Raw genomic sequence first — 17,163 nt, forward strand, 5'->3', positions numbered from 1 at the left:
TTAGCTGATTCTTGTAAAGAAACGATGTTTAAAATGTTTCAAATTCCTAATTGCAACGTCGCGCACTTTGATATCAATAATGAGCAATGTAGCGATCGCCAATACACCTGATCCGCCGACCGATAGAATGAAACGTATAATCCAGTGCCATTCTAACGGAACAAAGTTGTGCGCGAGTGCATACCCCGAACCTGCACCCACAACAAATGACATTAATGGCCCCAACAACAATCTACCTAGAAAACTCGCCTTAAAGCCAACAGCCCAAATTATTACAAATAAGTTTACTGGAACGTTAATTAGCAAAAAAACAAGAGCTCGCGCACCAGATACTGCCGCCAGCTGGAACTGAACAGATTCCGATTGCACGTAATATGCAACAACAACAAACGAACAGACGCTTGTCGCTGCTGTGCCCCAAGTAACAGCAGCCCCGACACCCGGACGACCAATTGCCTGCAACAGATGAGGGGTCAAAAGCGAAAAAGACTGCAAAGCACCGACCACGCATAAAAGCATCAAACCGATCCAGGCCACTGCCCATTCCGATCCCAATATTTCCAAAACGAGAGGCGCATTTCCCGCCAGCACCCCTAGTACCGGGAAAGACAATGCAGTACTCAATCGAACACATTGCTCAATAATCTGCTTTAATTTTACTTCATCATTCTGATGTCGGGACGCGAACGGCAATAAAAATGAAGCAATAGACCTTGAAAGAATAGACGTGATGATCTGAACCATTCTGTCCGAGATCCGATAGAGCGCAATTAAAACCGGTCCAAACAAAATGCCAAGTAAAATTGCCTCTGATCGTGATTGAGCGAAACCTCCCAATTCGTTTAAAAAGGCACCACGAGCGAATGGAAGAACATCGATCAAGTGTCTTTTTGAAAATCTAAAATGTGGCCTGAAGCGAGAGAAAAACCAAACAAGGCTTAGTAAGACAATCTCTAATATCCACTGCTGAATAACAAGTGCCCAGACGCCATATCCTGATAGTCCAAAATAAATACCCCCAATGCCACCACAAAGAGAACTTATAACAACGGCGATAGTCGTATGTTTGAAATCCAATTTTCTTAAGAGCAACCCCCGTGGAGCGATTGCCAATCCTTTGATTAGGACCAATGGGGCAAGGGCCATAATAACAGGCGCAACTTCAGGGGTGCGGTTCACGCCCGCCCAGAAATCGGCCAATAAAGCTGCCAGGCAAGCCATCAGCACGCACCAACAAGAACTCAGCCAGAATACCGTGTCGATATGTTCTTCTTCCAGAACGTCCCTTTGAATAAGAACAGCTATAAAAAACTGCCCACCCAATATCTGTAAGAAAAACAAAAATATGCTGGAAATGGCAACAATACCAAAATTCTCAGGACCAAGGATCGCGGCAAGCACAAACATTAAGCCTGCATTGATCCCCAACGACGAAATATTCATCACAAAGGACCAACTAAGTGCTTTTCCTGACTCAATCGACATTAGAGTTTAGCCCGAATCCAAAAAGACCATAGAGGGGCATTTGTTTTGAAAATCTTAGGAGAGATTTTTAAAAACCAAACCCGATAATATAGAAAATTGAGACCATCATACAATTTTTGGTAAATTTTCGTTTTTGCTTTTGATAAGACCGAGTTTCTAGCAATCAGCAAACGCATCATTTGATACTCTTTACCGCCAATTGAAACTTTGTAGTCGTAATGCCCGGGCCCTGTTTCCTCTATTCGTTTTCCTTCTTCAATAAGCAATTGTAAAATTTTGACGTAACCCAACCGACCTAGGCCAAATTTTTTTAATTTTGGATCTGTATCTCTGGCTGTTAACCGATTATGAGACGTTTTGCCAAACTCATAGCTATATCCTATAGAGAGCGGTCTGCCATCAGTTGATAGCTCATAAAATTTGACCTTTCCTTTTAGACTAAATTTTCGAATTAACGCTCGATTAAATTCCAAACTTTGCGGCCAATCTCCAAAATGGCCAAGTTTTCCTTGCTCATTCCATAACTTGGTATGCAACTCGACGAACGTATTAAAATATTCATTAGCCTCTGGTCCGTCGATGGCCCGATTTACAACATCAAAGTTTTTGGAAAGTAGGCGCTCTTCATATCGAATTTTCTTCCCCTTACTCTTTCCCAAAGATCCAAGATATTGATCATAACTCTCCGGAAGCTCAAACAGAGTGTGAAGACCTATATTTGATATTTCCATCTTCCATGCGTGACCGGATTGAGCTTGTTCCGAGGCTAAAAATTGACTAAACCCTGACTGCCCTGATAACGGAGACATTGATATGCAGTCGCAACAATTTGCTTCTGTCAAATATTCAGTCACACTCTCCAAAACCTGTTTTTCAAAACCAGGTGAAATTGCAAGATTAAAGACCGCTATCGTGCCATACGCCCCAAGCAATCGAGCTAGGCGAATTGAAAATGGGCCAAAACCAAGTTTATCAACCCCCAACGGCACTGCCGCGACCACTTGATGATCGCTATATATTAGAAAGCAATAAATTTCAGAATTTGCTCCGTAGAACTCCAGCCATGTTTGAAGCCAGTCGACGGTAAAATATATATCACTCCCGTTTTTTTCGACAAACTCATCCCATTGCGAGCAATGCGCCTTCAAATCCGAACGAGATCGTAATACTTTCACCGACAAACCAGCGTTCGACTTTATTCCCGGCAAATTGATATCTTTATCCATCAACTTACACCGGTTCCTTGGAAAACAAATGGAATTGTATTGCTTTAAGCGCAAGAGAAGCGTTCCCTTTAAACCGGTCGTTTGCTGACAGCAAGGATAAGAGGCCAAAACTCAATACCCTCGTTGACATTGCAGCCAGATACAGAGATTTTACTAATATATATCCTAGCAAGCCGTAGTGCTTGCGTGCATAAATAAGTTGGCTTTTTTGCAATTGTACATACATTTTTGGGCGAATTTGATAGGTGCTTTTATTCCCGCCGTCCCGATGAATGATTTTTGCAATAGGTGTAAAAACGCACCGATATCCACCCTTTCGAATCCGTCGGCACCAATCGGCCTCTTCAGAATAAACAAAGAAAGCGTCATCCATTGGTCCGATATTATCGATCACCGTTTTTGGCACCATCATAAACATCCCGGAAACAACGTCGACATCCATTTCTGACCGCCGATCCCACCATGAATATTCTGGCTTACCCAGGGTTTTTTTCAGAATCGTCAACCTGTGAAGTCCGGTTTGAACAAGAAAGATGTTCCAGGGGCTAGGGTCGCTAAAGCAGGTTTTTTGAATAACATCCTCCGCTTCATAAACCTGGCATCCACCACATCCTACCGTTTCATCTTTCTTCATCCATTCAAGCATCTGATCTATGGCATCATCGACAATGAGCGTGTCCGGGTTTAGCAATAGAATATAGTCACCCTTGGAAATCTCGATCCCCTGATTATTTGCCGCCGCGAAACCTATATTTTTATCATTGGCAAGAATACGGACGCCCGAAAATTCAGCAGATATCGCTTCAACGGTTCCGTCACCGCTGGCGTTGTCAATGACAATCACCTCACACGTCGCCTTTGTCTGCGCCAACACACTTCTGACGCAATCCAAAACCATTTCTTTCACATTCCAGCTAACAATAATGACGGACACTTCCGGATTCATTTTTATTACTTTCAAAAATTTGCCATTTAAAAAACAAAGCCAAATACGATTTTCTAAACGTCTCTTCTGATCGTCTTCTATAAAAACCTTATCAAAGTAAATGCGTTAATGACTTTAATTTCACCTTAACGTTCGGAAAATAAATGAAACAATTCGTAATAAATTGTTGATGCTTTCATTCTATTAAATGAAACGTGATAGGATGTCAGCATATTATAAGCTGTACCAAAATTTACTCGTTATCATTCGCTTTCAACGGAGAACAAAAGAGTTGGGCATGCAAAAACAAAAAATAATTTTACTCAAGTCTGCCTGGAAAAAAGGCTGGCTTCCATTCTTGCGCCAGTTCATCCGATCAGTTCGCGACACATTGTTCAGCAAGCATCATTACATCTATTCCCTCGACATTTCCAACATGGATTACAAAGACAAGTCTAGGTTTCCGGACCTCAAATTTCGCGTTATCCGAAACTGGGAAGACTTGGACGCTGAGGTCTTGGCGAGATTAAAAGATGAGCAAGAGTATCTTGGTTGGGGTGACTTTGGCTGGCTCACGGATCTCGAGTATCAACTAATTGTTGGAGAAATCGACGGAAAAATAGCAGGATTGGGCTGGCTCAGAAACAATCAACAAGCGCAGGATTTCTTTGTGCCACTTCCTGACAATGCTGAACTTGTGTGGCAAACAACAGTTCTTCCTGAATATCGCGGGAAAAAGCTTTTCGACAAGTTTTTATGGCAATTGATGATCCATCGGGCTCAATTTGGGACTACTCTCTTTTTCATAAACTGTAGAGATTACAACACAACTACGCAATCCTCGCTTGCTCGAATGGGATGGAGCTATCTTGGATATGTGGCAGAGTATAAGCGCTCTGGTAAACGGCAAATGAATTTACTGAAAACTCCAGTACCAGCTCAGGAAATCCTATAAAATGAAAACTGGGAGAGTGCTCAACTGTGAAGACCCCACGATTAGCTTTTCTAATTTACTTAGAAAAAAATCGATAGGGAATGTGGTGGAAACCCTGGAAAGCAGATTCAATAGGTCAAATGTCTATTATTGTGCAAATGCCCGGACCGGTATTTTCGAAGTCATGAAACATATAAATTTTCTGGAAGGCGACGAGATTTTGATGCCTTCGTTTAATTGCGGATCGGAGGTTGATCCTGCCATAAAGGCTGGTGCAAAGATCGTTTTATACAATGTCAATATAGATACAAGTATCTCTCTGGAAGACATAAAGGCTAAGACAAGTGAAAAGACAAAAGCGATTTACATCATTCACTATTTTGGCATTGTTCAACCAAATATAGCGGAAATCTGTGAATACGCTGAACAGATAGGCGCTGTTGTAATAGAAGATTGCGCATTATCTCTTTTTTCCGAACTCAATGGCCGCCCTGCAGGAAGTTTTGGCGCTTATTCGATATTTTGTTTCTACAAGTTCTTTCCTTCAATCGGGGGAGGTGCACTCGTCGATAATACAAATGCTATCTCAACGCATTTCAAAAATTCTCTTCCCAAATTATTTGTAGAAAAAGCTTTGGTCAGAGCTGGTTTGCAAACTCTCATAGGCAAGAACCTCTACTCTAAATTCATAGCTAAATTAAAGCCTGACGCCAAAGAGCCGAATATTTCCTCTGCAAAAGATCAAGCTGATTTTCCAGACATGCCTCAGCACTATTACTACAGAACAGCTTTTAACAACTCAAAAATCAGTAGCATCACAAAAGCACTATTGGAACGCTATGATCCTGACCGTGCAAGGGCAAAGCGAAAGCAGAACTTCGAATATTTTGCGAAAAAGACAAAAGACTTGAGGGGAATGTCTCCATTGTTTTCTGAAATATCATCAGAAACCTGTCCTCTTTCATTCCCTATACTTGTGGATAAGCAAAGTTCTGTTTGTGAAGCATTAAACGTCGCGGGTATCGCAGCAACTCCCTGGTGGTCAGGTTACCATTCTCGGTTAGATTGGCAGGACCAAAAATCAGCATGCTTTTTAAAGAACCATATAGTCTCGCTTCCTATTCATCAATACCTTGATAGCGAACAAATAGACTACATGGTTGAGACGCTTGAATTTATTCTAAAAGACCTAAAGGCAGCACCCGCTTTTCTTCCGACAGGTAAAAACATGCAAATTGAATGCTTCGAGTCTCTCGACGGGCCGTTACAAATTGAATGGGAAGGTTTTTTGGAGAACTCCAAAAATCAGCATCCTAGGCAACTTCCAGTATTTGCAAATATTGAGAAAGAGGAAGGAAACACCTGCTACTTCATAATTGGTAGAAAAGAAAACACGATTAGCGCAGTTGCATTAGCCTCCCTTGTTCCCAGCCGGATTTTTAACAATAAATTCTCGCAAGCCAATATACTTAGTGGACCGATCGTTAATAATGAAGATGATTTTAGTTCGTTTATCAATAACCTAAAGAAACAGACTATTTTTAAGAATGTTGGCCGCTTGAACGTTTCCCCTTATTGGCTAGAAGAAGATGCAATAATCGCCCGCCGAATTTTAAAGGATACTGGCTTTTCTTCCGCTGAAACCCAACCGTTCCGCAAAACCGGCATTGTTGATTTAACGAGAAGTGAAGATGAAATTTTCGCCTCCTTTTCAAAAAGTGCACGCAGAGAAACCCGACGGGCCGAAAGGCAGGAAATCACCGTACAACCAATTACCGACAAGTCGACATATCTCGAATTTCTTGCACTATTAAACAACCTTAGACAAAGTCGTCACCTTTCGGAGTTAGACCCACAGCGCATGGCGTTCTCGTTTGAAAATTTTTACAAAAAAGGTGAGAATGGGATCGTTTTATGTGCCTTGCATGAAAAAACTGTGGTCGCAGGATTGCAAATATATAGAAGTAACGTCACAGCCCATGGACGTCATTTTGCAGGTGATACTGAAAAGCTTAAAGAGCTTAAAAATCTTAGAATCTCCCCATTACTATGGCTAGAAGGTATGAAATGGGCGAAAAAATCCGGATGCAAGAGATTTGACTTAGAAGGATACGATTCAACTGTAACCTCTGACGACTCTCACTATTATATTTACAAATATAAGGGAGAATTCTCACCGGTAGAAGTAAAGCGCGTCTCCGAACATTTTACCGTGACAAACCGCGCACTGCATTTCCCGGGATATCTAAAGACTAGAGCAAAAGAAATTATCAAACGCATTCTACGCAGATAAGCTGTGATCGTCAGGTAAATCGCGAAAGAGGTCAAATGCCAAATATTAAGCTAATGCAGAAAAATATCTTGTCACTGAGGATCTTTATTCTGATTGCCATGCTAATCATTTTGTTAGCAACAAATGTTACCGCTAAAAATATTTATGTTGATATACATCGCGCTCCATCCACTGACGAGAATGGAAGCCAGAAAAATCCTTGGTCCACGCTCAAAAAAGCAATGTCAAAAAACATTCTGGAGTCGGGAGACACACTCATATTGTCGGGAGGAAATTACGGAACACTAACGATAAAGAACCGTAAAAATAAGAGCCCGGTTACAATAACATCGGTCGAAGGCGAGAAAGCTGAATTCAGCAGTATTCTGATAAATTCAAGCCAAAACTGGATACTCCAAAATCTCAAAATCAACGGATCTCTTGCGAAAGACTACAAGAAAACCAAACTTGTCCTCATTGACAAAAAGAGCAGCTCTATTTCGCTGACGAATCTCAATATTCAGTCTATTCCTGACGCGTCACAATGGTCCCAAAAAGACTGGCATGAAAAAGCTTCCGACGGAATTCGTTCCAGCGGAAGAAACGTGAGCATCTCAAACAATCAACTTACCAATGTTGGAAACGGAATAACCGTGATGGGCGAGAAGTCTGTTGTAAAAAACAACGTTATCGAACAGTTTTCAGCAGATGGAATGAGGGGGTTGGCGAACAATTTGTTGTTCGAAGGCAATACCGTAAAAAACTGCATCAAAGTAGATCAAAATCATGATGATGGCTTTCAGTCCTGGTCCAGTGGTCCCAATGGACGAACGGGACGAGGAACAATCTCTAACGTGGTATTAAGAGGAAACACTTTTATCGGATCTGACAATCCAAACGCCAAATTTACCTGTGCAATGCAAGGGATCGGCCTTTTTGATGGAATGTATGAAAACTGGATCATCGAAAACAATTTAGTCGTTGTTGACCACTGGCACGGCATAACAGTTATGGGGGCGAAAAACGTCCGAATAATTCATAACACTGTTATCGATCCTAACGACCGAAAACCGGGGCCCGCAAGTATCAAAATATTTAATCATAAAAAAGGAATGGCGTCTTCCGGATCTGTTATCGCTAATAACATTGCGGCTTCATTTGGGAAAAAGATTCCCGGGGTCTTCAGACATAGCAATCTACAAATTTCAAATAAAACCGAAATTTTTCAAGATCCTGAGAATTTTAACTTCAACCTAAAAGAAAACAGTCCAGCCCGAAAAAAGGCAAATATGCTGTTCAAAACACAATCTGATATTAAAGGTCGTCCCAGGCCCAAATCAGAAAGGAGTGACGTTGGCGCTTTCCAATACTCCCCGGTCCAATAACTAGAAGTATTGCTCTACAACATCGGAGATTGGTCGAATACTGCACCCTTTATTTTTTGCGTATTCTGCAGCAAACTTAAGGAGCTCAGGCGTAATACCATATTTTGTTGGGTTTTCATCAACATCGTGAGTATAAAATATGAGCCAGCCCGAATGACGAATTGTCTGATCAATCAACTCTGTAATGACGCCCCTTGAAACATCATCCGCATACAACGCGTTGGCTTTCAAACAGGCCAGGTCAATTTTGGAGACGTTTATACCGCTGGCGATACCCCGCGCCGTAGCAAATTCACGAGCTGCTTCTTTTTTGGCCCGCATATTTATTGATCCAAAGGGATAAGAAAAATTAGTCCGATTAGGTACCAAACCGAACTGCGATAGAAACTCTTTGCTTTTAGAGAACTGTTCTCTGATTTCATCTGCGGTTAGCTCTTCGCAGCGCACATGATTAAACAGATGAGACGCGATCTCGTGGCCTTTCGCCTTCAAGCCCGTTAGATCTTCTAAACTGTGACAGATTGTGTTGTTTTCGAGCTTGTCGGTCAGGCCTCCACAAACATAATAAGTACCACAGATCCCTTCGCTTTCGAGAATTTTAGCGCCCCTGGTGATGGCGCTTTTAGCGCAATCATCAAATGTAAAACTGACTATTGGAGAGTTAAAAACCTGCGTCGATGTTTTCACAGGTGAAATACGCGCCAGATATCGGCTGATCTTCCGAGAAACCTTATTAAAAAAATTTATCATTTATAATATCACCAAACTTAAGATCTTAACTTTAAGAGAAAGCGATACGCTCTTTCTGCCATACTAACGATGCATACATTCATAATACTTCCCGCTTGATATGGGCCCGCAGCCGTTACATCCGCGCCTTTAAACCCCTTTTTAAAATGATAAACACCTTTATTGCCTGCTGGATCTACTCCGCCTAAGTCATACCAGTCGCAACCCAACTTTTTCGCATTTCGAATAGCGTGCCATTGTAGAAGATAAGACGCTTTTAGCTCATTGCCTTTCGGGTTAGACGCACCTAACAAATAAACCGCTGTGTTCCCAACATAGCTTCCCACGTGGGCTGACAGGACTTCATTGTTTTTTAGTGCAACTTGAACCAAGAACTTTTCATGCTCTGGAAGCTTAGTTTGAGTTTTTTCATAAAAATCAACGTCAAGCGCAACGCTAAATCCCTTTTTTTCTTTAAGCTGTTCGAAGAGCTTTTCAAAAGTCTCGAACAAGTCGCTTCCGGTTCCAGATAAAACTGTTAAATCATTTTTATCCGCGCGATTCAGTTGGTTGCGCCATTTTCCGTGCAAAGATGCCCTAATTTCGTCTTCGTTTTTCGACACGTCCACCAAAAAAGTTCTATAACGATCTTCTGGCTGAATTTGTCTGAATTTATTTTGCTGAAAAACCCTGTCCCTCGCTGCATTCCCTTCTTCATCAAAAATCGAACATTTCACCCGTAAAACCAAGTTTCGTTGCGTAACATATTCTGCTGTAAGCGCTTTTAGGCAAAACTCGAATTTCTCAAGGCTTTCTTCGGCATTTTGATGTTTGAAATGTATCGGGCCACCGTTGATATAAGCGATTCCTGTTGGGTACAGTGGTATCTTCTTAATCCTGACATTGGTCATTCCGATAAGTGCATCCTTAAAGTAAATACCAACATATTCACTTTTGGCACCTAATCGTTTAGCGCTTTCATTTCCGAACGCCCAAAATTGACGATAGTTATGATCTAGAAAAAGTTTAGTGAATAAATTCCATTCTTTTTCGGTGAGATAATCAATCCTTAGATCCGTCATTTATCTTTCAATTCGCAAAACAATTATTAATGTTCATTTTAATGATCGACCACTAAAGCCCTCAAGCAAGCCGCTCCTGCGCGATGATTGCTTCCTGCCTTTTCATTTTTTTTGTCCGCTGAATAATCGTCGCACCAATACTCACGGAAGCTCCCAAAAGCAGATAAAAAGCATTTTGCATTTGACCAAAATATGAGACCGCGAGAAAGTTCATACAATGAACAAAGAGGATAACCCCAGCACCCCACATAATCCATCTGTCACTTTTTTGTCTTGCGGCTTTGATACTACGCCCATAAAGCTTGAAGAGCGTGTATATGAACAAGCAGAAAAGAATAAGCCCAAAAGCACCACTCCTAACCCCTTCCAAGATAAACTGGTTCGTAACATCCTGCAGGCCGCGCCCCCAATGGGCTGTTGACTGGACACCGAACAACCACCATTCATGGAAATGAGCGATCGACCGGTCTATCAAATAATAACGATGCCAACCTGTTGAACCTCCAGTGATATCAATTCTAGAAATCAAATGCCAAACTGGTTTTTGCATCACCATATGCAAGGCGATCAATGTGAAAAAAGCCAACCATCTAATCTGCGTTAAATATCCCCTAAACAAATAGAAACCCATTCCAATCACAACGAAAACCACCGACATGACAGGTGTTGACGACGCAGAGTTTAATACGATGCCTAGAAAGCATACCGCGAACGTAATCAAGAGAATTTTTGGAATTTGTTTTGTAATCCAGAAAGATCCAAGCCAAGGCAACAATACCGCCCAAAAAACACCTGCCATAATTGGATGGGAAAAAGGCCCCTGACAACGCAAACGACCGTCCCTAATCAGAGTATATTTTGGTACTCCCCCAAAAATGGAAAACAAGTTTTGTCCCGTTGCTCGCTCAATTGAGAAAAACATAAACATGGGAATAGACGCGATGCCTAAAAATACCATTACGCGCTTTAAATCCACGACATTTCGTACATATATTCGCCCAAGATAATAGGATCCGACAGCGTCCAACATAAAACCTGTTCGGGTTATAAAGGCAGAAACAGTCCCGAAGAGAAGTCCATAGGAAAAAATTCCCCAAACCATCCAGAATATTATTGCAATGTCCGGTGTTTGGCGCGTTAGACCCAGTTGCTCCTTCCTCATAAACGCCCTAAAGAGAGCAGCCATAACGAGAATTCGAATAAAACTGAAATCAATTGTAGCGACAACAATCCGTTGCGCACTTGGGATCGCCATAATCATGATCAGCAGAGGGAAAATGGCATACTCCCGCCGGACTACAAGAGTAGCCCCGGCACACACTGCCATTAGACCGAGACCGACAGGGTGCGCCGTCGTTTGATTTGCCCAATCAAGTGTCGCCATCTAAACACCGCCCTTAAAAAGCTTGAACGAGACCCTCGCCATTGTAATCGCCAAACTACTCATTTGAGTTTTCCTGAATAATTTTCTTAAGAAAAACCGCAAGTTTTTTTGTAAGGGTTTTCCTCTCATAAGTGTATATCCAGTTATTTGCTTCTGGGGTACGTTTTCCGCTTCCAGAAAACTGCCACAGCTCTATCAATTGATCCGCGATTTCCTCTGGATTTAAGGGATCCGTTACAAATCCCCCGTCATACTTCCCGATAAGCTCTCGAGCATTTCCTTCTGGCAAGCACCCTAATATGGGTAAGCCCGTGGCCATATATTCGTATGTTTTTCCCGGTACAATTCTACTTCGGCATGAACTCGCTGCACCATGCAGCGGTAGAAACAATCCATCTGCAGATCTAATTTTCTTAACCGCTTGATCATGCGGAATATAACCACAAAATGTGACGATATTGCCAACCTGAGAAGCCTCAACAGATTCCCGGTCCATCTCTGTCGCCAATCCTAAACATTCAATTTTCAGAATTTTGGCAAGCGGTTCATTTCTACTTTTCAAGATCTCGACTGCTTTGAGCAAATGAATAAGGGTACGACCGGACGGATCAATTTTCTCAGGCGAATATCGCAGCAAATGTTTCACAATATCTTTCGGACTAGACAAATTCACTTTGGGTTGGGTGCATAAAGAACCCGAAAACATTAAAGTAAAAGTCTTTTTTGGCGCGCCGCCTTCGGAGGTTTCTAGTGGGCTGGTAAAATCCTCTTCATCAAAACCGTTTTCGATGACACACAACTTTTTCTCATCCAACTGTTCAAAGTTCTCTAAAAAAAGCTTACCCGCCTCCTCAGTGTTTGCAACCACACCGCTCGCGTTCACTAAAGCGTGGCTCATTTTACGGTAATTGAGCAGCCAATGCAGATATGTTTTTTGAGGTGTCCATCCATCTAGTATCCATGGATCGCGTAAATCCAGTATCACTGGAACTGATGATCCCTTTCTAATATTTTCTGCCGCAATGGTTAAGGAGAAAGGCGACATCGTAATAAAGACAGCATCAAAATGATCTTTATCGAGCAGCTCTAGAGTATATTTCCCAGCGGAAAGGGCCCAACTTTCAAAAGGATCAATGGTAAACTGGCCAGTAGTTTTCCCCTTTTCAGGGATCCGGATTACAGATATTTGGCCTGCCTCATCATCCACATCATCAAACAAAGATAAGTCTTTAGGTTCCCAGCGGTTCCCCTCATCTATTTGTTCTTTGGTGAGGACAGTGACGTCCCATCCATCTTTTGCAAGATATTTGGCAAATTTAGTCGGCCTCTGCGCACCCGCGCCACCGATCGGAGGAAAAAAATAGGCTATTATTAGAAGCTTCTTCTTCACGCCTTCACCCATTCCTCTAATTTATCATCCCAAATTTTCAGAACTTTAGCAGGTACTCCCCCGGCGACACACCTGGCTGGAATGTCCTTTGACACAACGGAACCTGCGGCGATTACAGACCCTTCTCCTATTGTGACCCCTTTTAGAATCATTGCTCTCTCACCCAGCCAAACCCCATCTCCAATTTTCACGGCGCCTACGGTTAATCCTGGTTTTTTTAAGGTAGGGGTATTTACGTCCTGCCAGTTATGATCATGATCACTAATATAAACACCGGAAGCAAACAAACACTCTTTTCCAATCTCGACAGAGTGTGCTGCCGCAATATGCACAAATGGATGGATAACCGTTTCATCTCCTATGTTCAGCACAATAGAGGAAGGAGATGTTTTTAAGGCTTCAATTCGAGCCATTTTCCAAATGGTGACTTTACGTCCGACTTTTACCGCATCAAGGCCAGATAAAATAAACGGCTTGCCAACATAACTGCCGGCACCAAACTGAGCGAACCGCCTTCCTCGAAAAAGAGATGAGAAAAGCCGATCAATTTTCGTCAGTACCCTCGAAAAGAATGATCTCTGTGACCGCGCTAAGCTTTCCATTACCCAGTTTTTCTTCCTGTTTTCTATTATGTATGTTTAATTCAGTGACGTTTCTGAAACGTTAAGCTATCAAACATAATAACAGGCAGGAAAGCACCTGAAAAAAATCAGTTGCGCACAAAATAAAGGGCACTGTTGCCTTTCAGCGAACACTGCCCTTTATTCTGGATAGATGAAAATATATTAGATTAAAAAGTCCGAATTATCGAGATCCTGAAGAGATACACCAACCAGCTCCATTTCCATGTCAGCTTCCAAATCACCATCAAGGTCAATGGAAAGCAGTTGCGTCTCTTCATCGAAGCGCGCCTGACCGTTTCCTGTCGTCCGGTCAATTCCAATAAACTCATCATATTCGTCAATCATGTACATGCGGTCCAGCACAGTATTTTCCGAAGAAAAATCTATTACCTTGTCCAAAATAGTGACATCTGCAACTTGCCCATCGAGCTCTTCACCCCAAAGCAATCCGCCAGCGGTCAAATCAAGACTGGCATCATCGCCAATTTGATATCCTGCACTTGACCCTGAATACACAACGGCGCCATCTAGCCATAGCTCCAAAGTACCCGCGCTACTATCCAAAACCAGCTGCGTATCATGCCATCCAGTTTCGCTTAAAACATTGCCGATATTAATGGTATCCTGAGTACCATCCACTTTGCGCATCATGATCTGCATATCGTCATTAACAACCTTGATAGCGTATTGTTTATGATTGAAAACAACTGCCTGCTTTCCACCTGATAAGCTGTTCAATTCAAAGGTGGCGCTTACAGTCAAATCAGTCATACCGAAAAACTGATCCCCATAACCAAGGTTCACAACCCCAGCTCCGAAATCACCCGCTACATTTGTCAATTGAGCATCGACGCTTTCGGTGGAGGCCGGCGCACTAAACTCTGCGCTTCCGATAAAATCAAACTCTCCAGTAATTAATCCTTCGAGGGATATTTTATCCTCTCCAGTAGCATTAAAATCTTGAATGCTATCGCGGTTTTGCTCACCTGGAGCAGATTGTTTTCTGTCAGAGAATAAGAATAAGTCTTGCCCTTCTCCGCCCACAAGAATGTCAGCTCCGTTTCCACCAACGAGAACATCATCACCGCTTCCACCGATCAATTGATCATCACCGTTTCCGCCGTAGAGAGTGTCGTCACCGCCTTCTCCATTCAAGGTGTCTTCTCCAGAGAAACCGTAAATTATATCTGCTTCTCCGGTTCCTTTTATGTCATTGTTCGTAGTGTTGCCCGCCAGGGGTTCGTCATTCGCCAAAAATACGGCAACTTCAGCTCCAGCCGAAAACTCAGAGTTGACCAAAAACCCATCTACATCTGACGTCAAACGAGCAAGTTCATTAGCAAACACTTCACTATAGGGCAGTAGACCGGTCGCATTGCTGGTTTCAGTCAAAATATTATTGATAAATTCAACCGACGAATCATCACCAACGACAGCCATTGTGTTTGTTATATTGTTTTCAACAACAGTGTTCTGGACGTCAAAAACCTTAATCCAGACTGGTAGCTGTGTGTCGGGAGGTGAAACGACTGTATTTTGGTTAATAGTCAATCCGTCTGCATTATACACCGTTATCCCATGGTAAGCGGACTGATAAACAATGTTGTTTTCAATCACTACATTTTGGAACGGCGATTCAGGATCAGTTTTCATAAAAATACCCTGCCCAGGATTACCATTACCCTGAACAATTACATTGTCCCGAATAACAATGTCCGTATTTGGAGGCATGTTCCGATTACCCGTAAACTGGATATTATCTGAATGATCTCCGCCTGTAGGATAAAGATCCTTGATCGTATTGCCGATAACTTCAACATGCTGAACACTTGTGAAATCAAATCCATCGGACCGAACATTGTGAACATAGTTATCCGAAACATTCAGATTTTGCGTATAGCTAAAACCTGCGCCATTTCCAAGATTAGTAAATTCATTATCTGTTACATCAATCCCATCAGAATTTTTTACGGTTAAACCAATGAAATTGTCTGCATGGGCCGTTGGGCTGTCATTGCCAAAGTGATTGTTCTTAATGTCAATGTTCGAGCTATGCGTAATTGTGAATAGAAATTCTCCCCACGATCCATAAGGAGCATCTTCTGAATGGAAAGTAAGATTCTCAAATGTAATGTTTGTAGAATTCTTTAAAATAAGGTTCTCTAAATGCGCCGGGTTATTTGGATCAGCCGAAGTAAGAGTAACATTTTCAGGGAAAACAAAACCGTCTAATGTAAAAGGCTCATAATCGCCTGGGCGTAACTTAATTGTCTCTCCGCCTACCGCATTTTCCATCGCCGCAACCAGCTCAGCAATGCTTCCAACCTCAACAACCTCGCCTGTAGGCGGTGTAACGACCACTTCATCTGCGCCATTAACCGTCACATCCACCGTATGCTGCGTGCCATCGGCACTCAAAACAGAGAAGCTTTCAGTAACATGGTCGCCGACATTGAGGGCTTGGAGTTGCGCACTGTCTGTCGCGGTGTAGTTCCAGTTTCCGTTGGTATCGATTGAGAAGGAACCGTAATCACCGGCCAATTCATCTGCCTGGAAAAAGCTTTCACCCTGATCTGCATCGCTGACATTCAACTTGCCACTGGTGCTCATCGAAGCATCTTCGGTCACAGATCCCGTATCGGTTCCTGTAATAACCGCTGCATCTTCTGCGCCATCGATGGTGATTGTTACTGTCTGTTCGGTCCCGTCCGCAGATTGAACCGTAAACGTATCGGTCAATGTATCTCCGACATCCAAGGCCTGTATCTGCGCGCTGTCATTCGCTGCATAACTCCAGCTACCATCGGCACTAATGACAAGCACACCATATGCGCCCGCCAGTGTCCCCGCCTGAAAATTGCTCTCGCCAGCATCAACATCAGTTACATTCAGTTTTCCAGAAGTGGCAAGCGTTCCGTCTTCCGCGACGCTCGCGGCTGTATCGCCCGAAATCTCTGCTGCTGTATTTTCTGGTATTGGTTCTGGCTCTGGCTCTGGGTCCGGAGTTGGTGCAACCGCTGCCAGCTGAGAGGCCAAATCCCCTTCGTCCATCGCATACATGCGTTCAGATAAAGTCTGGCTGCCGTCCACATCCAAGGCTTCTCCGACGATAGAGACATCAGCAAGTTGACCCTGCAATGAATGGCCCCATTGGGTTTGCCCAGCAAAGACATCTGAACTTGGTGAATTCGTCAACGCAATCGCTTCGCTGGATCCAGTGTAGGCAACCGCCCCATCAACATAAACATTCAGAGAACCGGCAGCTTGATCCACGACAACCTGGACATCATGCCATCCAGTTTGATCAAACGCATCTGCGACAACTGCGACATCCATACGGCCGCCCGTATCGCGCAGGTAAACATATAGATTATCGCCACTTAGGATCAGACCATACTGCTGCGTATTCCAGACCAGAGACTGCGTTCCTCCAGAGAGAGTATCCAGCTCAAATGTGGCACTAATCGTAAAGCTGTCCATACCATTCAGTTCGGCACCTCGACCAAAATTCTGAGGGCCTCCGAACTCAGCCGCTGCACCGGATAAAAGTTCTTCCTCTGTTTGTTGTGGCACCTCAACAACAGGTGCCTCATCCAAACCGTTGAGAGTCACTTGAATATCGTGCTCGGTGCCATCGGCTGTCATGACCGTGAAGGTTTCTGTCAGCGTATCGCCGGTATCCAGGGCCTGAATGGCCGCGCTGTTTACAGCGGCATAGCTCCAATTGC

At 43.0% G+C, this 17,163-nt stretch carries 12 protein-coding genes; 3 read left to right on the top strand and 9 right to left on the bottom strand.

Annotated elements, in window-relative coordinates; translation table 11 throughout:
- The 3 genes from ACJAYR_RS08410 to ACJAYR_RS08420 are packed head-to-tail and all read right to left on the bottom strand — an operon-like array spanning position 1 to position 3,657.
- Positions 1 to 1,485, bottom strand: coding sequence for an oligosaccharide flippase family protein (locus ACJAYR_RS08410; protein WP_415236187.1), 1,485 nt, complete (start codon positions 1,483 to 1,485; stop codon positions 1 to 3).
- Positions 1,485 to 2,711: a GNAT family N-acetyltransferase gene (locus ACJAYR_RS08415; RefSeq protein ID WP_415236188.1), complete on the bottom strand. Its 1,227-nt coding sequence runs from the start codon at positions 2,709 to 2,711 to the stop codon at positions 1,485 to 1,487. Before ACJAYR_RS08415 ends, ACJAYR_RS08410 begins: the two co-directional genes overlap by 1 nt.
- 4 nt (positions 2,712 to 2,715) lie before the next feature.
- On the bottom strand, positions 2,716 to 3,657 hold the full coding sequence (locus ACJAYR_RS08420) for a glycosyltransferase family 2 protein (protein ID WP_415236189.1): 942 nt from the start codon (positions 3,655 to 3,657) through the stop codon (positions 2,716 to 2,718).
- Between the two features lie 277 nt (positions 3,658 to 3,934).
- Here ACJAYR_RS08420 and ACJAYR_RS08425 point away from each other — a divergent pair, with 277 nt between their 5' ends.
- Genes ACJAYR_RS08425 through ACJAYR_RS08435 form a run of 3 tightly spaced genes read left to right on the top strand, consistent with a single transcriptional unit; the run spans position 3,935 to position 8,227 of the window.
- Positions 3,935 to 4,591: a hypothetical protein gene (locus ACJAYR_RS08425; protein ID WP_415236190.1), complete on the top strand. Its 657-nt coding sequence runs from the start codon at positions 3,935 to 3,937 to the stop codon at positions 4,589 to 4,591.
- A 1-nt stretch (position 4,592) separates the two neighbouring features.
- Complete coding sequence (locus tag ACJAYR_RS08430; protein WP_415236191.1) at positions 4,593 to 6,863, top strand: GNAT family N-acetyltransferase; 2,271 nt, start codon at positions 4,593 to 4,595, stop codon at positions 6,861 to 6,863.
- 35 nt (positions 6,864 to 6,898) lie between these two features.
- On the top strand, positions 6,899 to 8,227 hold the full coding sequence (locus ACJAYR_RS08435) for a hypothetical protein (RefSeq protein ID WP_415236192.1): 1,329 nt from the start codon (positions 6,899 to 6,901) through the stop codon (positions 8,225 to 8,227).
- Here ACJAYR_RS08435 and ACJAYR_RS08440 read toward each other — a convergent pair whose 3' ends face one another.
- From ACJAYR_RS08440 to ACJAYR_RS08465, 6 genes are all read right to left on the bottom strand, one after another.
- Complete coding sequence (locus ACJAYR_RS08440) at positions 8,228 to 8,977, bottom strand: polysaccharide deacetylase family protein (protein ID WP_415236193.1); 750 nt, start codon at positions 8,975 to 8,977, stop codon at positions 8,228 to 8,230.
- Between the two features lie 17 nt (positions 8,978 to 8,994).
- Complete coding sequence (locus tag ACJAYR_RS08445; protein ID WP_415236194.1) at positions 8,995 to 10,038, bottom strand: lipid II:glycine glycyltransferase FemX; 1,044 nt, start codon at positions 10,036 to 10,038, stop codon at positions 8,995 to 8,997.
- A gap of 61 nt (positions 10,039 to 10,099) precedes the next feature.
- Positions 10,100 to 11,422 carry a hypothetical protein gene (locus ACJAYR_RS08450; RefSeq protein ID WP_415236195.1) on the bottom strand — a complete coding sequence of 441 codons (1,323 nt, stop codon included), beginning with the start codon at positions 11,420 to 11,422 and terminating at the stop codon, positions 10,100 to 10,102.
- 55 nt (positions 11,423 to 11,477) lie between these two features.
- Positions 11,478 to 12,824 carry a glycosyltransferase gene (locus ACJAYR_RS08455; RefSeq protein ID WP_415236196.1) on the bottom strand — a complete coding sequence of 449 codons (1,347 nt, stop codon included), beginning with the start codon at positions 12,822 to 12,824 and terminating at the stop codon, positions 11,478 to 11,480.
- Positions 12,809 to 13,414 (bottom strand): acyltransferase, encoded by a 606-nt coding sequence (locus tag ACJAYR_RS08460; protein ID WP_415236197.1) that lies wholly within the window; start codon positions 13,412 to 13,414, stop codon positions 12,809 to 12,811. The genes ACJAYR_RS08455 and ACJAYR_RS08460 overlap by 16 nt, the downstream gene beginning before the upstream one ends.
- A 183-nt stretch (positions 13,415 to 13,597) precedes the next feature.
- The coding region (locus tag ACJAYR_RS08465; RefSeq protein WP_415236198.1) for a VCBS domain-containing protein at positions 13,598 to 17,163 on the bottom strand (3,566 nt) is incomplete at its 5' end.

The sequence above is a fragment of the Sneathiella sp. genome (genome assembly GCF_047631475.1).
GTDB lineage: Bacteria > Pseudomonadota > Alphaproteobacteria > Sneathiellales > Sneathiellaceae > Sneathiella.